A 23,952-nucleotide genomic window follows, 5' to 3' on the forward strand; every position below is an offset into this window, starting at 1 on the left:
CTCCGGTCCCGTCCCTGAGCGGGCTGCTCCCGGAACCGTCGACGAGACTCCGGGCAACGCGGCGCACGATTCCCGCCAGTCGCCCCCGCGGTCTGACCAGGACGACTTCGGGGACCTGTACGACGACCCGCCGACCCCTCCCCGTAGCGAGTCCGGGCCCCCGGACCCCCGAGACCCCTGGCAGGGGAACCCTCCGAGAGAGTTGGACCTGAGCGGTCTGGCAGGCTTCAAGCCGACCGGCGACCAGCCGCTGATGGGCGGGGACGACCCCTTCTGGCGAGGCGGCGCCGACGCGCTGGAGGCTCTGTTCTTCGGCCAGGCGCCCTCATCGCCCGTGCCCTTCGGACCGATCGGGGGAGGAACCCCTCTGGCCCCCGGACCGCAGAGCATCGTCTCCCGCGCGTTCGCACCGCCCTCGGACGCGGCGCCCTCTGACGCGGCGCCCTCTGACGGGTCCCAGGGGGCCCCGTCTTCGCGGGTCGGCCCGCCCAACGGCTCCGCGCCGGTCGCGAGCACGCCGCCGACGGAATCCGCCACGCCGACCGAGCGGCTGCGGTCCGACCCCGAGAACGAGGTACCGCTCTCCGACCACGAGCACAGGGGCGTGAGGCACCCCTCGGAGTGGTCGGGTGAGGACCGGGCCGCGTGGGAGACCGCGCGGGCGCAGGCACCGGTGCACCAGGTCGGTGGTCCGCATGTGAGCGCCGGGCTCGACGAGATCAAGAAGGACGCCCGAGGAGCGCGGCTGGAGGAGCTGCCCGGAGGCGGGCAGCGGCGTGTTCCCGCGGACATGAGCCCCAAGTGGACCGGTGAGCGGCGGTTCGAGTGGAAGCGGGTGGAGATTCCGCCGCAGCTGCGCACCGAGGACGGCCCGACCCATGTCCGCGAGGTCACCTTCCGTGTCCGGCCCGTCCGGGACACCGGAATGACGGTGCCGCAGTTCGACGCCTACCTCAGGGACTACGGCCGGACGCTCGACACCATGTGGAACGGCAAGTTCCGGTTGCGCGGTGACGGCAGCGTCGTCAACGGCGACGGTGCGGTGGTCCACCGCCTCGGCGAGAAGGAACTGAGGACGCTGTTCGGCGAGGACAGCCTCCCGGACCCGAAGGACCTGGGAGGGCGCGAGGCCACGGTGGCCGGCGGTGACCGCGGTCCCGGAACCGGAGACCAGCTCCACATCCGCCTGGAACTCGCCGACGACACCACACCGGAACACCTGGTGCACGCCACCCCCCTCGTGCGCCACCACGACGACGCGGCCGGGCCCGAGGACATACCCGGCATGGACATGACGCTGTGGCACGACGGGCTCCCGGTGGAGGCTGCGGTCCATGAGACGGCGCACTGGCTCGGGCTGAACGACGAGTACTGGGACCCGAAGTCGGTCTTCCGCTCGCGAGGTGACTCCGCGGCCGTACGTGTCGACCACGCGCTCATGACGAACACCTGGATGGAGTTCTCCGGAGGACGTTTCCGCAAGACGCAGGAACCCTTCGTACGGACCGCGTACGCGGACACCATCGCCTCCGTCATGGATCACGGTACGGCTGACCACTCACCGCCGCGACGGGCCGCCGACCTGTCGGACCAGGCGAAGGCGGAGATCACCCGGATCCTCAAACCGGACCTGCCGGCGTCCGATCCGCGAGCGTCCCAGGTCTTCGACCGGTTCGCGCTGGTCACCGACCATGTCCTTCGCGGTTGGGATGTGGATCGGGTCGCTGATCAGTTGTTGTCGCCGGGGGACGCGGCGGTGCGTGGTGCGGTGCGCGAGCATGTGCGTGTGGCTGCTGACGCGCGTGCGGGGGCCGGGGTCGAGAGGGTGCGTGCGGAGGCGGCGCGTGCCGTGGGTGAGGAGGGTGTGGCCGAGGCGGCCGATGCTCGGGCCTCCCGGTTGGACGAGGTCGCGCGTGCCGCTGACGTGCGTGCCGACGAGGCGCGTCAACGGGCGGCCGACTCCGGAGCCGACGACCGCGCCGCCAGGCTCCGAGACGTGCTCACCGCTGGTACGGATCAACTGCGTAGCGACGGTTTGCTCGCTCGCGCGCTGCATACCGCCGACCGGCACGGGTTGCCCGTTCCGGCCCAGGCGGTCCGGGACGCGCTACCCGATTCCGAGCGGAATCGGCTCGCGGACCGGTTGCGTGAGCGCCACACCAACGGGGTGCGGGTGACCGGCGGCGAGTGGGTCGGGGCCCTGACCGAATCGAACCGTCAACTCCTCATCGGCGACCTGCTGCCCTCCGGTCGTCCCCAGCCGGGTTCGGTCCTGGACTCGCTGGGTGCGATGCCGCGGCCGGTGGTCGACCGCCTCGCCTTGGAGATCATCGGGGCGGCCCACGACCAGATGTTCCGCAACGAATCGCCCAAGGATGTGGCGGTGGTCGTTCCCGGGCACACCGAGGTCCGGCTCAGCGCGGACCAGGTGCGCGACCAGGTAGCAGAGTGGCACCGCCAGGGTGTGCTGACCGATGCGTTGGGTCGCATGCCCTCGCTGGGTGTGCCCATGACCCAGGCGCCGATGTCGTCTTCGGGTGGTCCTGTTCCGGGGGACAAGAATCCGTTCCGGCGTGGTGCTGGTGATTCGGTGTCGTCTTCGGGCGGTCCCGTTCCGGGAGACACCAACCCCTTCCGGCGGGGCGGCTCCCGTGGAGATCAGGGCGGTTCGCTGCCTCTGGCTCCAGAGGATGGCTCCAAGCCTCTGGGTCCGGCGGCTGGTGGTTCCGGAAGCCGTTCCGCTGCGCCGCCTGGCGTGGACCTGAATGACGTGGTTTCGCTGTCGTTCGCCCGGAGTGATTCCGGGTTGGGCGATGAGCAGTCAGCGGCTGTGGAGGCGTTCGCTCGGCGTCGGGTCGATGAGGCGTATCGGGCGTTGTTGTCCAATGCGCAGTTGCCGGTGGTCCAGTTGCCGGCCGTGCAGGTGCAGGGTTTCGGTAATCGGGCCGGTTCTTCGGGCACGGCTGGTGAGCGTGGGAAGGCGGTCGTGGATGCCTATATCGAGTCGGTGCAATCGCTGAATGTGCACCGCGTCGGTATCTTCGCCAATGATCTGAACGCCGTGGTCCTGGATCCGGCGAAGGGGTCGGGGGGTAGGGACGCCAATCGCGCCGCGGAGTTGCGTAGTGTGGCTCCGTCGGAGCAGCGGGTGGTGATGGGTGGTGCGGGGAGTGATCCTCGTGCGGTGCCGCGTGTGTTGCACATGAGTTGGTTCCACGGTCGGGTGCCGCAGGCCAGTGCGCAGAACATGCGGGACTGGGTGGCGCGTGCTGCTGAGGCGGGTTGGTCGGTGCGGTTGTGGACCGATGACCGGGCGGCGGCGCGTAACAGTGGTTTGTTCGCGGAACTGTCGAGCACGGTCGGCTCTGGGTCTGGGCCGGTGGTCGATATCTCGACGAATCCGTCTCGGGACCTGGGTATGGAGGGCAAAGCGCTCGATCTGCACGCGCTGGCCACGGACCGGGAACTGTGGCCGATGAAGTCGGACATCGTCCGCTATCACGCTCTGGTGGAGCATGGTGGAATGCATGTGGACTCCGACATCGCTCCGGGTTCGGTGAACCTGAAGGATTCGCTGCCTCCGATGGATCCTGAGTCGGTGCCTTTGTTCTCGCCGTTGTTGCGTGATCAGGAGCAGCAGGAAAAGGTTCAGGAGAAGGTCGCGGAGCTGGGCCGCTTGACGGGCATGGATGTGTCAGATCCTGCCATGATCGCCCAGCACCAGTGGCGCATGGGTGATTTCAACAACAACCTGATCGTCGCTCCGCCGGATTCTCGTTTTCTGAACGAGATTATTTCCGAACTGGACCCGGTCAAGGTCAGGGCTGCTGTGCCCGAGGCGATGTCGAAATTGTCGGGTGAAGCGGCGAAGCGGGCCGCTGGTGCTGCCGCGCAGTTCACGGGTCCGGGGATGATGCGTACCAAGCTGATTTCCTATATCTCTGGTCAGGAGCGTCTCGAGTCCTGGGAGACGCGGGGATTCGGTGAGTTCCGGAAGGGGAACTGGACGGTCGATTCGCGTTACGCCGATTATCTTTCGGGGGTCACGTGGGTCACCGAGGACAGCGCGGACTACGTCAAGCGGGTGGACACCGATTCCGGTAGTGGTTCGGACACCGGCGATGGTCCGGGGGAATCGAGCACCCCGAAGGCCCTCAAACCGCCGGAACCCGCCGTTCCGACGCACCGCGGGACTCAGCCGCCGACCACCGGCCCCGCTCCGACCACGGCACCGGGGACACCCGGTGCCCCAGTTCAGGGGGAGACGAATCCGTCCCGGCGGGGCGACTCCCGTGCGGACCGCAACGACGTGGTCTCCGTGTCGTTCGACAGGAGCAGTTCCCAGCTGACCGGCGACGAGAAGGCGAAGGTGCGGTCCTTCACGGAGAGCCGAGCTGAGGAGGTGTACCAGGCGCTGTTGTCCAATACCCAGTTCCCCGTGTTCCAGCTGCCCGCTGTGGAGGTGCAGGGTTTCGGTAGTCGGGCCGATTCTTCGGATACGGCGCGTGACCGGGGTAAGGCGGTCGAGGAGGCGTACACCGAGTCGGTGCAATCGCTGGGTGTGCATCACGTCGGTATCTCCACCAGTGATCTGAATCCCGTGGTCCTGGATCCGGAGAAGCGGCCGGGGGGTAGGGACGCCAATCGCGCCGCGGAGTTGCGCACGGTGGATCCGCCGGATCAGCGGGTGGTGATGGGCGGTCAGGGAAACAACCCCAGCGAGGTGCCCCGTGTGCTGCACATGAGTTGGTTCCACGGCCAGGTGCCTGAGGCCAGTGCGCAGAACATGCGGGAATGGGTGCGGAGCGCCGTTGACGCTGGTTGGTCGGTGCGTGTGTGGACCGACGAACAGGCGGCGGAGCGTAACAGCGGTTTGTTCGCGGACCTGTCGAACATGGGTAAGTCCGGGGATCGCTCGGTAGTCGATATCTCGCGGAATCTGTCCGAGGATCTGGACATGAAGGGGGGAGCGCGCAATCTGCACGAGCTGGCCACGGAGCGAGAACTGTGGCCGATGAAGTCGGACATCGTCCGCTACCACGCCCTGGTGAAGCATGGCGGAATGCACGTGGACTCCGATATCGCCCCGGGTGAGATCAACCTGAACGATGCGCTGCCTCCGATGGATCCCGATTCGGTGCCCATGTTCTCGCCTCTGTTGCGTGATCAGGATCAGCAGGAGAGCGTTGAGCAGAAGGTGGCGGAACTGGGTCGACGGGCCGGTGCGGATGCGTCGGCGCTGCCCTCGCCTGCGCGGTTCCAGTGGCGCATGGGTGATTTCAACAACAACCTGATCGTCGCTCCGCCGAATTCTCGTTTTCTGAACGAGATCATTTCTGAAATGGACCCGGTCAAGGTTGAGGCTGCCGCGCCCGAGGCGATGTCGAAATTGTCCGGTGAAGCCGCGAAGCGCGCCGCGGGTGCCGCCGCGCAGTTCACGGGTCCGGGGATGATGCGTACCAAGCTGATTTCCTACATCGCCGACCAGGAGCGGCGCGATCCCTGGCAGACGCAGAAGTTCGGGGAGTTCCGGAAGGGGAACTGGACGGTCGATTCGCGTTACGCCGATTATCTTTCGGGGGTCACGTGGGTCACCGAGGACAGCAGGGACTTCGCCAAGCACGTTAGTACCGCTTCCGGTGGTGGTTCGGACGCGGCCGGTGGACCGGGGGAATCGAGCACCCCGAAGGCCCTGAAGCCCGCCCAGATGGTGGACCCCACCGGACCGGCACACCGTGGGACTCAGCCGCCGACCACCGGCCCCGCCGCGACCACGGCCGTGGAGACACCCGGCGCTCCGGTTTCGGGGCTGTCCGGCGATGGCCGGTTGGGTGATCGTGCGCCGCGTGTGGCGGGATTGCCGGATTCGGGTTCGTGGGGTCCGGAGCGGGGGCCGCGGGTGCGGCAGGTCTCGGGTCTGTTCGCGGATGTTCTGAAGGTGTCGGCTGATGGTCCGCCGTTGGTGGTGGAGGTGGGTACGGCCAGGGGTCCGATGCGGGCCGAGGTAAGAATCGACAACCTGTTCTTCGAGTCGACGCAGCGGGAGATTCGTGGCGCGGAGGGGCAGGGGGGTCCGTCGACGGTCGTCGACGTGAAGGTGCGGATCAGGATCCCGGCTCAGGACGGTGTGGACCAGCGGGCCATGGTCGAGGCCTCGCGGGAGCTGAGGCATCAGGTCGGGGTGGTGCTCAACGACCAGTACGTGTTGCCTGACGGGCGGCAGTTGAACGTCAGCGTGGTGCCGGCGCAGCCTTCGGATCCGCCTGAGCGCGTGCACGCGACGGTGCAGTGGTCACCGGTCTCCTCTGGCACCGATGGCGGAGCTCTTCCTGCTGCGGGGCACGATTCCGGACGGGGCGTCGGTGAGTTCCTGCGCCGGTTGGGGCTCCTGGACGGCGATCCGGAGCGGGGCGCGCGGGATCCGTATGTGGCGCGGCGGACGTTGGAGCGGATCGCCACGATGGTCGAGCCGCGGACCGATCACCGCTCGTCGGACCTCCAGCGTGCGCAACCCGCGCGGATCCACCCGAACCTGGTCGACCCGTCGGCGTGGTCGGGACAGGACCGGGCCGCGTGGGAGGCCGCGCGCACGGCCGCACCGGTGAACCAGGTCGGTGGTCAGCACGTGAGCGCGGGGCTGGACGAGATCCGCAGGGACGCCCGGCCCGCGCGCGTGGAGGAGTCGCCCGATGGGCGGCAGCGGCGTGTGCCCGCGGACATGAGCCGTAAGTGGACCGGTGAGCGTCGGTTCGAGTGGAAGCGGGTGGAGATTCCGCCGCACTTGCGCACCGAGGACGGCCCCTCCCATGTCTTCGAGATCATCTTCCGGGTGCGGGTACGGCCCGGCGAGGGAGTGACGCAGGCCGGCTACGACGCCTACATGCGCCAGTACCGCGATGAGATGGAAGCCCTGTGGAACGGTCAGTTCCGGATGCGTGGCGACGGCAGTGTCGTGCGTCCGCAGGACGGCGCGGTGGTGCACCGGCTGGACTCCCGAATGATGGAGACCCTGTTCGGCAGGGACGGTATCCCGGATCCGAAGGACCTGGGGGGTCGCGAGGTCACGGTGCCCGGCGGTGACCGCGGGCGGGGGACGGGCGACCAGCTCCACGTTCGCCTGGAACTCGCCGACGACACCACGCCGGACCACCTGGTGCACGCCTCCCCGGTCCTGCGCACCCATGACCCGGCCCGGTCGTCGCCGGTCATGAACATGAAGGTCTGGAGCCTCGGGCTCCCACCGAAGGCCGGGGCCCACGAGTCGGGGCACTACTTCGGGTTGAACGACACGTACCTGGACACGGACTCGGTGTTCCGTGCGTCCAGGGATTCCAATGTCGTGGACTCCGGCGGCCTGATGGACAACGCCTGGCTCGATTCCACCTCGCCCTCCTACATGAAACCCGCCATCAAGGACGGGTACCTGGACACCATCGACTCGGTCAGGGCGCATGGTTCCACGCGGGGCACCCCCGCGGTGCGCGCGGCCGATCTTCCCGGACACGTCCAGGACGACATCGCTCGCATCCTGCTCCCAGCCACGACGGCCGTCGGTGAGAGCCCGGTGGGGGTCTTCGATCGTTTCGCGTTGGTGACGGATCAGCTGTTGCGTGGCTGGGACGTGGATCGGGTCGCTGATCAGTTGGTCTCGCCCAGTGATGCGGCGTTGCGTGGTGCGGTGCGTGAGGATGTGGGTGTGGCCGCCGACGCGCGTGCGGCGGCGGGTGTGGAGAGGGCACGCGCGGATGTCGCGCGTGCTGAGGGCGAGGACGGTGTGGCCGATGCCGCCGAGGCTCGCGGGTCCCGGTTGGATCAGTTGGCGCGTGCGGCTGACGCGCGCGCTGATGAGGCGCGCCGGCGTGCGGCCGACTCTGGTGCGGACGACCGCGCGTCCAGGGCGTACGAGGCCCTGGACGCGGAGGTCTCGAGCTGGAGGTCGGATGGGCGCCTGGCACGGGCGCTCGACGTCGCCGACCGCCACGGGCTGAGCGTATCCGCCGAGAGCGTGGTCTCCCAGCTCTCCGATTCGGCGCGTGACCGTCTGGGCGGTGTGCTGGCCGATTCCGCCGCGGACGTCGCGGACGCGCGGGCCGCCTTCACCGCGGGGCGGGAGCTGGTGAACGGGCGTGGTCCGCTCGCCGATGATCCCGCCACGGGAGCGCGTCCCGACGTCACCGAGATCCGGGAACGGTGGGAGCGTTGGCGCGAGTTCGGTGATCTGGCCGCCGCTTTGCGCGTACTCCACGACAGCGGTGTGACGGTGAGCGGCCGCGAGTGGCTGGCCGCGATGCCCGACATGAGCCGGGACAGGGTTCTCCAGCACCTGCTGCCGTCCGACTCCGTGCGCCCCCGCGATCACTTTCCCGGTCTCGCGGGGCTCGACGGCCTGGACGGCATGCCTCGGCCGGTGGTGGAGCAGCTGGCGCTCGATCTCCTCGGTGCGGGCTACGACCGACTCGTCCACAACCGACAGCCGGGCGATCTCGCGGTGCGTGTTCCCGGACACCCTCCGCTCCAGATCACCGCTGAGCAGGTGCGGCAGCAGCTGGACGCATGGCGGCGCGAGGGCGTCTTGGACAACGGCCTGCGGCTCCTTCCCAAACTCCGTGTCCCGCTGCTCAAACCGACCTTCCAGGACGCTTCGTCCGTTCCGTCGGATCCCCTCCGATCGCGGTCGACGCAGGAGGGAGTGCCGAAGACCCTGGGTCCGGCCGCTGGTGGTTCCGGAAGCCGTTCCGCTGCGCCGCCTGGCGTGGACCTGAATGACGTGGTCACCTTGTCGTTCGCCAGGAGTGATTCCGCGTTGGGCGATGAGCAGTCGGCGGCCCTGAAAGCCTTCGCTGAGCGTCGGGCCGATGAGGCGTATCGGGCGTTGTTGTCCAATAGGCAGTTGCCCGTGGTCCAGTTGCCGGCCGTGCAGGTGCAGGGTTTCGGTAACCGTGCCGGTTCTTCGGACACGGCTGCTGATCGTGGGAATCAGGTTTCGCGTGCGTATACCGAGTCGGTGCAATCGCTGAATGTGCACCGCGTCGGTATCTTCGCCAATGATCTGAACGCTGTTGTCCTGGATCCGGAGAAGCGGGCGGGGGGTAGGGACGCCAATCGCGCCGCGGAGTTGCGCACGGTGGATCCGCCGGAACAGCGGGTGGTGATGGGTGGCGAGGGGAGTAGCCCTCGCGACGTACCTCGCGTGTTGCACATGAGCTGGTTCCACGGCCGGGTTCCGGAGGCCAGCGCGCAGAACATGCGGGACTGGGTGTTGCGCGCTGCTGAGGCAGACTGGTCGGTGCGGTTGTGGACCGATGAACGGGCGGCGGGGCGCAACAGTGCTTTGTTCGCGGAGTTGTCGAGCACGGTCGGGGCCGGGCCCGGGCCGGTGGTCGATATCTCGACGAATCCGTCTCGGGACCTGGAGATGGAGGGCAAAGCGCTCGAATTGCACGAGCTGGCCACGGACCGGGAACTGTGGCCGATGAAGTCGGACATCGTCCGCTATCACGCCCTGGTGGAGCACGGCGGAATGCACGTGGACTCCGATATCGCCCCGGGTGAGATCAACCTGAACGATGCGCTGCCTCCGATGGATCCCGAGTCGGTGCCCATGTTCTCGCCGTTGTTGCGTGATCAGGAGCAGCAGGAAAAGGTTGAGGACAAGGTCGCGGAGCTGGGCCGCTTGACGGGCATGGATGTGTCCGACCCTGCCATGATCGCCCAGCACCAGTGGCGCATGGGTGATTTCAACAACAACCTGATCGTCGCTCCGCCGGGTTCTCGTTTTCTGAACGAGATCATTGCCGAAATGGACACGGTCAAGGTTGAGGCTGCCGCGCCCGAGGCGATGTCGAAATTGTCCGGTGAAGCGGCGAAGCGGGCCGCGGGTGCTGCCGCGCAGTTCACGGGTCCGGGAATGATGCGTACCAAGCTGATTTCCTACATCGCCGGTCAGGAACGGCTCGCGTCCGGGGAGACTCAGGGATTCGGTGAGTTCCGGAAGGGGAACTGGACGGTCGACCCGCGTTACGCCGATTATTTGTCGGGGGTCGCGTGGGTCACCGAGGACAGCGCGGACTACGTCAAGCGTGTCGACACCGATTCCGGTAGTGGTTCGGAGACCGGTGATGGGCCGGGGGAGTCGGGTACCCCGAAGGCACTCAAGCCGCCAGGCTCCGAGCCGGTGCGGGGAGAACAGGCACGGGAGAACGCGCGACGGGAGCCCGTCGTGCCCACGGGCGAACCCGCCACGGATTCCCGGAGCCGTGCGGAGGAGGCTGCCCCCGACCGCGATTCGGGTGAGGGGGCCGGGACGCGGCCGCGGACGGACACTCCCGTCGCATCGGACGCCGTCACGTCGGAGCGGGTCCTGGCGCAATCATGGGTGGACGTGTTGAACCCGGAGCCCGCCATGGCGGCCGTCCAGGTGCGGGACTTCGCAGAGCAGGCCGCTACGCCGCCCGCCGAGGACACCCCGTCCGTGGTGGTCGACCCCGGTACGGAACGGAACACCGCCGAGCACGAGCGCGAACTCGCCCGTGCCCGTCGGGGCAAGCAGCCTGACCCGGCCGCCGTTGATCGTGCCGAGGCCTCGAACATGGAGTCGAGAGCCGAACAGGCTCGGTTGCAGGCCGAGACGGAGCGCCACCTCGCCAACGAGGCGACGGTCCGGGCAGCGGCGGCCACCGGGGCCGACGCCCAGGCCACCACCTCGTCGCGCGTCGATGACACGGCCGCCGAGGCCGATACCCGCCAAGAGAGGGCGGAACAGGCCGAGATCCTGGCCATGATCTCGGAGGAACGGGCCCGTGAGGCGCGGCTGCGCGCCGAAGCCGCGGAGCGGGCCGCCGACCGCGAGCTGGACGCGCCGATCGTCGAGCGCCCCGCGGTCACGGAGTCTCCCAGCGGCGATCCGGCTCGAGGGACCTCCCGGCAGGGCTCTGACCAGGGTGACCCCCCGCCCCGGCACCGCGAGACACCCGCGGCCGAGGTCGCCGCGCTTGCGGAAACCGCCCCGAAGGCGCCGGAAACGACCGTTTCCAGGCCGGAGGGGGACGATACTGTACGCGCTTCGGAGCCGCCCGCCGTGCCGGCGCGTCCGCGCCTGCGGCGCAGTGAGCCGTTCCCTGCGCCCGAGCGGCAGGTCGACAACGCCGGGACCTCGCGAACCCCGAACGACCGGGAGACCACCACGGACCGAATCCCGGACCCGAAGGTGATTCCGGTCGAGGCGTCGACGTCCCACCCGGCGACGACCACTACGACGACCACCAACCCGGCTCCGGCCACCAATCCCGCGACGACCACCCCGAGCACCAACCCCGGGACGGCTCCGGTCACCAACCCGGTAACGACCGCGACCACCGCGACCACCAGCCCCGCGACGACCACCGCCACGGGCTCCGAGACCACCACCACGAGCACGGACCCCGCCGCCACCCGAAGGCTGAACTACCTGCTGACGAGCGGGCAGATCGACGCCCCGCTCGTCGGCCCCGCGGCCGACCGGCTCGTCGCCCGTCTGCGGACCGATCTCGACGGTCGGCTCTCCAGAGGCGAGATCGACGCCATCGAGCGGCGCGTGCGCGCCGACTTCGAGCGCGACTCCCGCCCCTACTTCGGCTCCGCGGGCCACACCTTCACCATTGCCGGCCGTGGTGGCGAGCGGTCCGTCACCCTGAAGCTGTCCCCCGAGGGCGACGCCTGGACGTCCGCGCCCGAGCCCGGTCCCGCCGCGAAGGAGAAGGGGCCGGACAGCGCGCCCAGCGTCGAGACCAAGAACACGGCGGAGCAGAAGACGAAGGGCACGAGAAAGGGTGCGGCGACCTCCACCGCCGCGGCCGGGCTGACGTTCAGCGCCACCGTCTACGGGGTGGTACCGGACGACTCGGCCCTTGCCGGTCCCGTCTTCAGCTTCTCGCTCGGCGGGACCCGCAACCAGCGCTCCACCGCCTACACCGTCAGTGACGGCGCCACCAGCGCGAGCGAGGTGTCGCTGAAGGGAACCCCGGAGCGGTTCACCAGCCCGCTCCGGGCGGAGCTCACGGTCTCCCCGCCGCCCTCCGCGGCACCCGAAGGCAACCGCCGGGACCGGAACGGCCAGCACGACACCGACACGGAACTCACCCAGCGCCCGGTGGTCGTGAGCCTGGTCGAGCCGAGAGGGCTGTTCCTGTCGGTTCCCGGCGGTCTCAAGAACCGGAGCGTCGACGCCGACCCCGCCACCGGCGCCCCCGCGCACTTCTTCCTGCCCGACCCCTTCGACACCCTGTCGCCCGCGTCGCGCACGCCGGACCGGCAGGGCAGCCGGGTGGGCAACGGCCACCCGCTCATCGTCGACCCCATCCACGGTCTGGGCGGACAGCTCCGCCAACTGCTCGGCATCGGCCCGGACCACCCCTCCAACGGCGAACTGCGCGAAGCGACCGCACCAGGAGCCATCCGGGACATCCTCTGGGCGCTGGACCGCGGGCCCACCCCGGTGGCGGTGGTCGCCGACAGCCGGGGCGTGCCGCGTGTCCTCACCATGTGGTCGGTCCCCCGGGAACTGACGCGAGTCGAGGACGCGCCGGAGAAGGCCACCCTCAGCCGCGGCAACAAGGTCGACAAGAAGGCGGGCCTGGCGGCGAAGCGTTCGACCAACCTCAAGATCGGCGCCGGGTTCGGCGCGGTCCTGAGCCTGGTCCAGGGCGCCCTCCGCCTCAACGCGCCGCTCTTCCACGCGTCCTACAAGGCCGAGGGCGCCTCGAACCGGGCGATCGCCACCAGCGGCGATCGCAAGGACACGGCGCACTCGGACAAGGTCGAGACCTACGAGGTCCAGCGGGTGTTCTACGCCACCCTCTCCGGCGACGCCACGCTCATGAGCACGCTGGGCAGGTCGGTCGAGCAGATCACGGTGACCGACGCCCGGCGCATGGCGGGCCTGGACGAGCCGACGCCGGAGGCGCGGTCCCGGCGCGTCCCGCGCTTCGAACACCTGGCCACGGACCGTCCGGCGCACTGGGGCGGCACGGTGCCCAGAGAGGTGCTCCACCAGGATGGCAGTCGTTACCGCTCCGCTCCGCGGCCCGCGACGCCCGAGGACGGTAACCCGCCGCCGGAGCCCAGGCCCACCAGCGTCTACGAGGACTACGCGCGCGCGGTGCTGGCCGGGATCGCCAGTGAGTTCCCGGGGCTGGTCGTGACCGACCTGGCCTCCATCTCCAAGGAGACCTACGCGCGCCGTCCGGGCGCGGCCCCGGAGCAGTCCCGCACGCCGCGCGAGTTCCCCGGACTCCGCCGTGACTACCAGCAGGCCCTCGCCAACACCATCCTGGTGCTGGACGCGATCACCCCGCACAACCTGGAGAGCGGAGGACGCCTGGGCGAGTGGACGGGGCCGGGGATCGACCTGCACCTGATCGAGACCGCGAACGTCGACCCCAAGCTGGCCCACCGGGGCGGACTCTTCCGGCCGCCGTTCGTGACGGTGCGGTTGCACGCGGACGCCACCGGGCGCACGTTCGGGGGAACCTCGACGGTGGGCACCAAGACCACGGTGGGGGGATCGGTCGAGCAGACCGAAGGACACGAGCGCACCCACACCTCGACCCAGCAGCTCAGCGTCGGCGTCCACGGCCGAGACCTGGCGGTGGACGGGCAGGGCATGCTCAAGAACATCGGGATGTTCGACGTGACGGCCGAGGCCTCGCAGCCGCGCGGGCGCGCCCAGGAGTACAAGGTCAAGGGGGCGGCCGAGGGCACGGTGAAGACCACGGGCGACACCGACGTCTGGCGCTACGACCTCGACCTCACAGCGAAGATCGGGAAGTTCCGCAAGGCCGACGACCTGGCCGTGATCGACGAGGACGGCGCCGCCGACGCCAGGACCAGGGACGGGGTCGAGTACGACGGGTACGCCGTCACCATCCAGGGCCCGCGTGCCCGGCTCGAGGTCGAGGCTCCGGCGGGTCGGGACACGGGACCCGCTGACGGTCGCTCGCCCGCGGCCCGCTCCACCGCCACGGGAACCGGACCCGCCCCGGCTCAGCGCCGACTGACCAGTGCCGAGGCCCGTGCGGTCGTACTGGGGACGACGCCGGCCCCGGCGGCGCACCCGCTGGACTCGGTGCCCACCGTGACCGACACGGTGACCGCGCCCGATCTGTACCGCCTGGGCAACCGACTGCTGACCGACACCACCCCGGGGTTCCAGGATTTCCTGCGTCGCTCGCGGGGAGCCCACGACTACCTGCGCCAGCTCCTGCTGTCACCCACGCTGAGTGGCGGTGTCCAGCAACTGCTGTCGCGGTACGGTCTGCGCAGCGGCCGGTTGCAGGTGGATACCTCCTGGCTCTGGCGCGGGCTGCCGACCCTCGTCGTCCGGGCCGGCCGCGGCGGTTTCCGGTTGCACGAGATCATGCCCGACACCACGGTGGAGATCTCCTCCACCGGGGAGGTGAGCATCGGCACGACCAGCACCCACGGCGGCCACTCCCGCTCGCTGGCGTTCACCTCCCGGCTCTGGCTCAACCCCAACGACGAGGTCCCCGAGGGCGCCGCGCAGACGTCGGGGAGCGCCCCGACCGGGAGCTACGCCCCCATCCCCATGCCGATGGGGTCGGTGACGCCGTATTCGCGTTCGACCACGCTGAGCTCGGCCGCGTCACTCACCGTCTCCCGCGCCACCACGGTGGCCCCGCAGGGCGGTTCCTTCCCCTACACCGCGGACCTGTCCTTCGACCAGGCGGCCGAGGTCAAGACCGACTGGAAACTCGGTGTGAGCGTGCCCCGCACCTCCTCGACGGCCACACACCACGGCGTGCACAGCGAGGTGCCCGGCGCCGAGTTCGGCTACATCGCCGAATCCGAGGCCTACGCGGCCGACCTGATCCGCGACGCCGTGGAAACCGACGCCGAGGGCAACCCCGTCGCCGTCGTACTGGCGGACCACGACGCACCCCGGCCGGACTGGGAACCCCGCGACGGACTCACCGGACTGGGCCACCGCCGTCACGGCCCCGACGCCGGACCGGTCGTGGACGACCTGATGCGCCGTTTGGCCGAGCAGGACCTGGAACTGACCGGAACCAGCCGGGAGCAGCTGTTCAAGCAGGTCGGCGAGCACATCAGCCGAGGACTGGACGATGCCACCGCCGAGGCCGTCCCGATCAAGGTGAACGTCCGCTCCACGAGCGCGGTCCACTCCTCGTCCCCGGGCAAGATCACCGTCGAAGTCATCCGTCAGCACACCGAGGTCGACCGGTTGGGGGCCAAAGCCGACTTCACCGACTCGCGCAGCCGATCCGCCGATATCAGCTCGTCGGACGGCAAGCAGAAGGCCGCCACCGTCGGCGCCGGGTTCGGAACGAGCAATCTCATGCCGCGCGAGGGGGTCGATTCCCAGTCGGACCTGGCCCCCGGCAGCCAGCCCGGAGCGCTGCTCAACCTGACGGGCGAGGCTTCGCGCCAGAGCGGTGAGACGACCACGCGCAGTACGGGGGACTCGGTCACCGAGACCGCCGACACCACCATCACCGGCCCCTACCTGGTTCTTGGCACCGACACATCGCTGCGCCTGTACCTGGAGACGGACGCCGGCCAGACCATCGTCGCCGAGAAGAAGGCGGGACGGATGAGCGAGCTGTACCCGGCTCCCTACCTGGTCCGCGAGGGTGAGCCGGAGGCGAGGGCGCCGCGTGCGAGCGGGCCGCGCACGCTGCCCCCACCCGCCCAGCCGCTCGAAACGGCGGTCCGGGAGTGGACCGCCCGCAGACACGCGGCCGCGCGGGCGACGGTCCCCCCACTGGAGGCGCTGTCGGTGGCCGGTGACGGGAAGGCGGTGACCGCGGCCGGGTACATCGCCGCGGCGCGGGCCTCGGGATGGCAGCCGCCGGCGAACGCGTCCCCCCGTGCTCACTTCCAGTCCGCGAGCGAGTACCTCGTCGACAAGATGGGACCCCGCGCGGACAGCATCCCCGCCGCCCTGTCCGGTCTGGCCCTCGCGGCGAACTTCGCCCCCGCCGCCGATACCGGTTCCGCCCTGCCCGACCTGTTCCGCGACAGGGTCGTCACCTTCGCCGATCTGAAGTGGAGCCTGCACGCGGTACCGCGCGCGGAGGGCGCGCGGTTGATCGACGTGTCGGTCGACTCCGCGCACGCCGGTACCCGGAAGGGCGAAAAGTCGGATGAGACGACGGTGGAGCGCTCGGTCACCACCACCGGAGGCGTGGGCGGCGGCGTCAGCGGATTCCTTCCCCAGAACTACCGGAACATGGGTTCCACGAACGACACCCAGTCCAGCACCGTCTCTTCCGCCCAGGGTACGTCCAACACCACCCGAACCGACCACCCGAGTCGGCCCCCCGTGTCGAGCAAACGGGCCTACCTCGTGGCCGTTCCGACGACGTGGCTGGTCGCCGCGGAGTCACCGGTGGCCCAGACCCGCCGCGCGGGTGCGTCCCGCCAACAGGTCGGCGCGTCCGAGGTCGAGGCCGAGGTCCTCGCCTGGGTCGACCACGACCAGGCGCTGGCCCTGGGCATCGTGGGTGGTGTGGAGGCGAACAAGGCGCTCTGGGACGGTCTCTACACGGCCCAGGAGGCGTTCGGCGAAGCCGAGAAGGCCTACTTCGCAGCCCGCCGCGAACTCCCCGAACTGGTCCGGGAGATCCAGGAAGCGCACCGGAGCGGTGACGCCGAACGCCTGCGCGAGGCGCGGGCCGCCCACACCGCCCAACGGGCCACCGCGGACCGCCTCCACGGGCTGTTCATGAGGGGATTCGATGTCTGGGACTCCGCCCGCACGGCGGCTCGCGAGTCCCTGGGGCTGACCGGGCTGGAGCGGTCGCTCGACGACGCCCGCCGTAGCAAGGACCAGGGGCGGATCCGAAACGCGCAGGCGGCCCTGGACACCCATCGTGCGAAGGTGGACCAGCTGCGCACGGAGGCCGAGCGGGCCTACCTGGCCTGGGACGACACCCGCAACCAGCCCCCGCCCACGGAACGGTCCACGGAGCGGACCGGCGTGCCGCCGGTACCGGAGCCCACGGTCACGGACGGGCGGGGCGGCACCACCGAGAACCTCGGCGGGACGGCCATCCCGTCCGATTCCTCCGGGCGCTCCATGCAGGAGGTCTACTTCGACGCGCTGAACGTCCGGCCGCCCTCGGTGCCCGCAACTGTCACGAGTGGCGGCGCGTCCCGGGGAGCAGAGAGCCCACGACGAGAGGACGATTCGGAGTCTGAGTCTGATGCTGAGCCCCGGCCCCAGCCCCGGCCTCAGCCCCGGCCCCAACCGCGTTCTCGGCCCGAACCCGAGTCGGATTCCGAGTCTGAGCCCGAGTCCCGGCCGCAGCCCCGGCCTGAACCTCGGCCTCAGCCGCGTCCTCGGCCTGAGCCGGAGTCGGAGTCTGAGTCGGAGTCTGATGTTGAGCCGCGGCCCCGGCCCCGGCCTGAACCCCGGACTCGTCCGGAGCCGGAGTCGGATTCCGAGTCTGAGTCGGAATCCGAGCCCCGGCCCCAGCCTCGGCCTCGTCCACGGCCCCGGTCTGATCCGCAGCTTCGTCCTCGGCCCGAGCCGGAGCCGGAGTCTGATGCTGAGCCTCGTCCTCGGCCTCGTCCACGGCCCCGGTCTGAGCCCCAGCTTCGTCCTCGGCCCGAGCCGGAATCGGAGTCGGAGTCGGAGTCGGATTCCGAGTCTGAGTCTGAGTCGGAATCCGAGCCCGAGGTCGGAGGGGAGCAAGCAGCCGTGAACGACTCGAATCCCGAGGGAGCCCCATCCGACAGGTGATCCAGGCCCCGCCCGGCGCTCTGAGGGATAGCGTTCCACCGCATGCCCTCCCGATCCACCACCGCTCCCCCCACGTCCCAGCCAGGACGCGGAGGACACCCGGGGCAGCCGCCCCGACCTCCCACCATCCCCAGGGAAGACCGAAAGGACCTAGTGCCACATGAGCGAGAAAGCCGCGGGAAGGGACGAGCCGCCGTCGCGCGTGAGTGACGGCTCCGCCTCCTCCACCACACAGGGTGCGGTGGCCGGCGCCCACACCGCCGCGCCGGCGGTCGGCGCCGACCGGGACCCGGGTCCGGGATCCGGGGACGGCCGAGCACTCTCCGTTCCCAGGGACGTGACCCTGGGGAGGTCGGACACGGCCGCTCCGCTCACCGAGCGGACCGCGGGTTCCGGGGAACCGGTCTCCCCGCCCCAGACGGGGGTCCCGATGAGTCTGCGCCCGGAGCCGCAGCAGGCGGTCGCCGAAGCGCCGACAGGCACCGCGCAGGTCCAGGGTGAGACGGCCCAGAACACGGACGCTGCCGCCGCCGACGCCACCGCCGCGTACGCGGCAGCGGAAGGGACGGCCTCCGCGGCCGCCGCGAGCACGGACGAGGTCGCGCTCCGGGACCGGCTGGGGCGCCCGGGGCGTCCGACCCTCGCCTTCGCCGCGATCGCGGGTGTGGTGCTCATGGCCACCCCGTTCGCGGTCAACGAGACCTCCCAGCGCCTACCCGGCACCGCCATGGGCCTGGTCGACCAACAGGGTGTGTTCGGCTACTTCGCCCTGTCCGGCGCGGGCTCCGGCGCCGACGCGGCCTCGTTGACCGATCAGCGGGCCCAGTCGGCCGCCGTGGCGTCGGGACCGGCGACCGCGGCGTTGGAACAGCCCGGCTCGGAGAGCGGTTACGTGCCCGAGGTGCTGCCGCAGGAGCCCCCCGTACCGGCCGGCGTCACTCCTTCGGAGGAGCCGGACGACGACGGCACCGGGCCGTCGTCGGACGCTCCCCGCGAGGGAGGTCCGGGTGACCCGGTCGACACCGAGGACGCCGAATCGTCGAGCGGGGACCTGGCCCCGGACTTCGGCGCGGGTGGCGACGAGGACGAGGACGACCGGGACTCGGACCCCGAGGACGGCGGCTCCGAGGACTCCGAGGGAGGCGAGGACGGTGAAGGTGACGGCGACTCGCGAGTCGGCGCGCTGCCGGACCGCAACACGGACGGGCCGTTGTCCATGACCGCGTTCCAGGGCTCCGAGGTGGAGGACACCGACGATGAGGGGGACGGCGACCCCGATCCCCAGCGCGAGGAGCCGGCGGACGACAAGGAGACCCGCTCCGCGGACGCCGAGACCCGGGCCGAGGACACCGACGCGCTGAGCGAACCCATGAGAACGGACGGCGGGATCCCCCTGGCCGACGCCGTTCCCCAGGAGTCCCCCTCGCACCACCCCCGCGAGGAGACGCAAAAGGAGCCCCTGACCCCGAGGTCCGGCGAAGGGTCCGACTCCGACGAGGACTCCGGAGTCCTCGAACAGGGGTACCGGCCCACCGTCGAGAAGGTCCCCGCGGAGGGGCCCCCGCCACCGCCGGAGTTCCGCTACGCCGAGGTGGCCGGGGTCGGCTGTGCGCCGAACGAGCGCATCGCCTACGGCACCGCCGGGGAGTTCTGGCACGGAGACGGCACCGACAGTTGGGCGTTCGGGTTCGAGGGCGGGTTCACCGCGGAGAACTGCGACGGCCGGTGGCACGCCATCCCGGTCTCCGGGGATCCGGACGTACCGAACGGCAAGTACGCGTTCTGGACGTTCAACATCGGTTTCACCGACGCCGCGTGCGACGTCTACGTCCACATCCCCGACGCGGAGAGCCCCCGCTGGGTCGGGGGCGAGCCCGCCCAGTACCAACTGCACCCCTCCGCGGACCCGGCGACCAGCGAGCCGTTCGCGTCCTTCACCGTCGACCAGGTGGCCGACAAGGGCGGCTGGGTGTACGTGGGCTCCTACGACGCGCCCGGCGACACCATCAGCGTGAAGCTCCAGAACAGCGGAGCCGACCAGGTCGACGGCCGCGACACCAACGCCCACGTGGTGGCGTCGGCGGTGCGCACCCGCTGCAACTGATCCCGGCGGGCCCGGCCGATGCGCCGGGCCCGCCCCCTGAACCACCACGGTCCCGTTCCCCGCACGGGCGCGACCAGATGAAAGGACCCGGCGATGTCCCGACAGCTCCTCAAGGTCGCACCCGACGGCAGGGGCGCGTACAGGACCATCCGCGCTGCCCTCGCCGCGGCCCGGAGCGGCTCCCTCATCTCCATCGCGCCCGGGCGCTACGAGGAGAGCCTCATGATCACCGAGGTGGTCACCCTCGCCGCCGAGAACGGGCGGGGCAGTGTCGAGGTCATCGCCGACTCCGGCTGCGCGGTCGCCTCCATCGCGGAGGCCGTCAAGATCACCGGGTTGGTCGTCCGCGGTCGCGACGGCGACAGGCCCGCCGTCGACATCCCCGCCGGGCAGCTGGAAATGGCCGACTGCGAGGTGGACGGTTCCGCATGGGTCGCGCTGGTGGTGCGCGGGGAGGGTGCGCTGGCCATGCGGGACTGCCGGGTCACCAACCCCGGCGGTGCCGGGATGGTCATCACGACGGGGCAGCCCACCGTCATCGAGGACAGCGTCATCGAGAACGTCGGGAGCACCGGTTTGGTCATCGGCGGCGAAGGCCGTCCCACCGTGCGCTCCTGCACCATCCGTGACGCGCGTGGCAACGGCGTGCTCGCCAACGACCGCGCCGCGGGATCCGTGGTCGACTGCGAGATCACCGGCATCGCCAAGCCCGCGGTCGTCCTGGAAGCGGACGCCGCCACCGTGATCGCCCGCGTGCGCGTCCACGACGTCGACCAGGACGGGCTGCTCGTGTCCAGCAGCGGACGGCCCCGTGTCGAGGACTGCGTGTTCGAGGACACGGGGGGTCGCGGCATCGCCCTGCACGACGGCGCCGACCCGCAGATCAACGGGGTCACCGTCACCCGCCCCGCCACGGCGGGCATCTACGCCTGGGGCGGGGCCCGCGGCACGATGACGGGCTGCGCGGTACACGAGGCCGGGGAGGACGCCGTGCGCGTCGACGGCCGATCCTCCACCGTGTTCGTGGATCTGATGGTGCACGGCGGCGGCGGGGTCCGAATCGGCGGTGGCAGCACCACCGAGTTCGACCGCGGCCGGGTCGTGGACACCACCGGTGCGGGCTTCACCGTGGAGGCGGCCGAGCCGTTCCTTCGCGGGGTGTCCATCAGCGGGGCCCGGGGGCACGGCGTGCACTTCGCCGACGGGGGCCGGGGCCGCGTCGACGACGTCGACATCGAGGGCGTCGGTCGCACCGGTGTGCAGGCCGGGACCGGGTCGCGACCGGTGCTGAGCGGCGTGCGGGTGCGCGCGGCCCGGGACAGCGGCGTCGCTGTCGCCGAGGGCGCGGTGGCCGACCTGCGCGACTGTGACCTGGCCGAATCCGGCGGCGACGGAATCTCCGTCCAGCCGGGCGGGGAGATCACCGCCCTGCGCTCGCGGGTGCACGACGGCGGCCGCAACGGGGCCATGGTGGCCGCCGGCGCCCGAGCCGAGCTGCGCCACTGCGAGGTCTTCGGCAACAGCGGCGACGGCGTCCTCGTGCACAGCTCCGAGGACGTGACCCTGGACACCTGTTCGGTGCGCGACAACCGGCGGTCCGGTCTGCGCCAGACGGTCCGCAGCGAGCGCGTGCGCGCGGAGGGGCTGGTCAGCGTCGACAACGGCAGTCCCGACGCCTACGGTGAGTCGGCCGGTACCCCCGCTCCGCCGCTGAATCCGGCCGATGCCGGGGATCAGCGCGCCCCCGGTGACGACGGCCGGCCGCCGGCGCCGGACGGTCCACTCGACGAGCTTCGGGCGCTGGTGGGCCTGGAGAACGTCAAGCAGGAGGTCACCACCCTCGTCAACCGCAACGAGATGGCCCAGCGGCGGGCCGAGATGGGGTTGCCCACCCCGCCCACCAGCCGCCACCTGGTGTTCGGCGGACCGCCGGGGACCGGCAAGACCACCGTGGCCCGGCTGTACGGCCGTATCCTCGCCGACCTCGGCGTGCTGCGCCGGGGCCACGTCGTGGAGGTGGCCCGCGCCGACCTGGTGTCGCAGTACGTGGGTGGTACCGCGATCAAGACCACCGAGGTGTTCGACCAGGCGCGCGGCGGCGTGCTGTTCATCGACGAGGCCTACACTCTCGTCGCCCAGCAGGACGGCGGCGTCCGGGACTTCGGCCGTGAGGCGATCGACACCCTGGTGAAGCTGATGGAGGACCACCGCGACGACGTGGTGGTCATCGCCGCAGGCTACACGGAGGAGATGGCGCGGTTCCTGGAGGCCAACCCCGGTATGGCGTCGAGGTTCAGCCGCAACGTCGAGTTCCCCAACTACACGACTGACGAACTGGTCGACATCGTCCAGCTGATGTGCGCGGCTTCCCACTACGAGCTGCCGGAGGACACCGAAGAGGCTCTGCGCGGGCACTTCGACCGCATGACCAAGGGCGCCACGTTCGGCAACGGTCGCACGGCCCGCAAGACCTTCGAGGAGATGGTCGACCGGCAGGCGTTCCGGCTCGGCTCCTCGGTCCCCGGCGACCCGGGGGAGATGTCGCGGCTGCGGCCCGAGGACCTCGGTGAGACGCCGGACGGGACGGACGGGCCGGACGGCGGCGCGGAGGCCGGGGAAAGGCTCACGCGTCTGCGCGCGGAGCTGGACGCGATGGTGGGGCTGGCCGAGGTCAAGTCCACGGTGACCGACCTGGCCAACCTGATCGAGACCGGTCGCCAACGCCGCCGGTTGGGGCTGCCGGTGCCGGTCATGAGCCACCACCTGGTCTTCGCGGGGCCGCCCGGAACCGGCAAGACCACCGTGGCCCGGCTCTACGGGGAACTCCTCAACGCATTGGGAGTGCTGCCCACCCCGCGGATCGTGGAGGCCGCCCGCTCCGACCTCGTCGGCCGCTACATCGGCCACACCGCACAGCTCACGACGGAGGTCTTCGAAAGCGCGCGGGGCGGTGTCCTGTTCATCGACGAGGCCTACGCCCTGACCCCCCAAGGGGGCTCGGGCGGGGACTTCGGCCAGGAGGCGGTGGACACCCTGGTGAAGCTGATGGAGGACCACCGCGACGAGGTGGTGGTCATCGTCGCCGGATACAGCGCCGAGATGAACGGGTTCCTGGCGTCCAACCCCGGCCTGGCCTCCCGGTTCAACCACCAGGTGGAGTTCACGGACTACTCGGACGGCGAACTGGTCACCATCATCAGGCGGATGGCCGAGTCCAACGGCTACGCCTGCGTTCCGGCCACCGTGGAGCTCCTGCACGAGCACTTCGCGTCGGTGCCGCGGACGGCGTCGTTCGGCAACGCCCGCTACGCCCGGCAGACCCTGGAGCGCATGATGACCCGGCAGGCCGGTCGGCTGGTGCACCTGCCCGCGGCCACCCGCGAGGACCTGACCACCCTCGTTCCCGAGGACGTGCCCGCACCGCAGGCGGTGTGACGCATATCGCGTGCGCCTTCTCCCGACCGCCCCCCGTGGGCGCCCTGCTCCGGCCGGGTCGGGCCGGACCGGGGGAGGGAGCGGGTGCCGCTCCGTGCGTTGGATGTGGCTTCACCTGGGAATCGGCGCGTTGGCGACGGCGCGGGGCCGTGAAGGGGGCGCGGGAGTGTGAATTCCCGCTCGTTTTACCGCGTTATAATAAGGTTGTACGAATCTGTGGTTAAATCTCTTTCTTAGGTGATATTCGGCCAATAGGGAGTGTAGAATCCTTGCGCCGGACCTGCTGCGGTCCAGGCCGGCCCGGCGCCCTCGCGGACGCGGGCCTCAAGGTCTCGCGGCGTCACCCGACTCCTCCGCTCCTCCGCTCCTTCACGCTCACCGTGCCCGTTCCCGTGCTCTCACTCGCCGCCGGGGCGCCGTGTCGGTCTCCCCTGCGCGGCCGGTGATCCGCGTTTCACGTGATCACGGACAAAGCGGCCCCCCGGGGTTGTTATGGCGACGGATCACTCTATAGAGTCACTCGATGGCAGGTAAAAACACACCCAAAACCACGTAGTTTCGGTCGGTCTTGGTGCGACGCCTCCGTGGCATCCCGACCACGTAACTCGCGGCAGGTCGCGACCCGGGCACGGTGCCTGGTCGTCCCCCGCTC

General features: G+C 70.4%; 3 protein-coding genes. All 3 read left to right on the forward strand.

Translation table 11 applies throughout. The annotated features are described in order from the left end of the window. Window positions 1-202 precede the first annotated feature (202 nt). The 3 genes from DSY14_RS16785 to DSY14_RS16795 all read left to right on the forward strand — a co-directional run bounded on the left by DSY14_RS16785 (window position 203) and on the right by DSY14_RS16795 (window position 23,300). On the forward strand, window positions 203-17,761 hold the full coding sequence (locus DSY14_RS16785; protein ID WP_211717518.1) for a hypothetical protein: 17,559 nt from the start codon (window positions 203-205) through the stop codon (window positions 17,759-17,761). A 160-nt stretch (window positions 17,762-17,921) separates the two neighbouring features. Next, window positions 17,922-19,865, forward strand: coding sequence for a hypothetical protein (locus DSY14_RS16790; RefSeq protein ID WP_211717519.1), 1,944 nt, complete (start codon window positions 17,922-17,924; stop codon window positions 19,863-19,865). 93 nt (window positions 19,866-19,958) lie between these two features. Then, window positions 19,959-23,300 carry a right-handed parallel beta-helix repeat-containing protein gene (locus tag DSY14_RS16795; RefSeq protein WP_211717520.1) on the forward strand — a complete coding sequence of 1,114 codons (3,342 nt, stop codon included), beginning with the start codon at window positions 19,959-19,961 and terminating at the stop codon, window positions 23,298-23,300. The last annotated feature ends 652 nt before the right edge of the window (window positions 23,301-23,952 follow it).

Origin of the sequence: Nocardiopsis sp. MG754419, assembly GCF_018207095.1 — a bacterium.
In the GTDB taxonomy this organism is placed as follows: domain Bacteria; phylum Actinomycetota; class Actinomycetes; order Streptosporangiales; family Streptosporangiaceae; genus Nocardiopsis.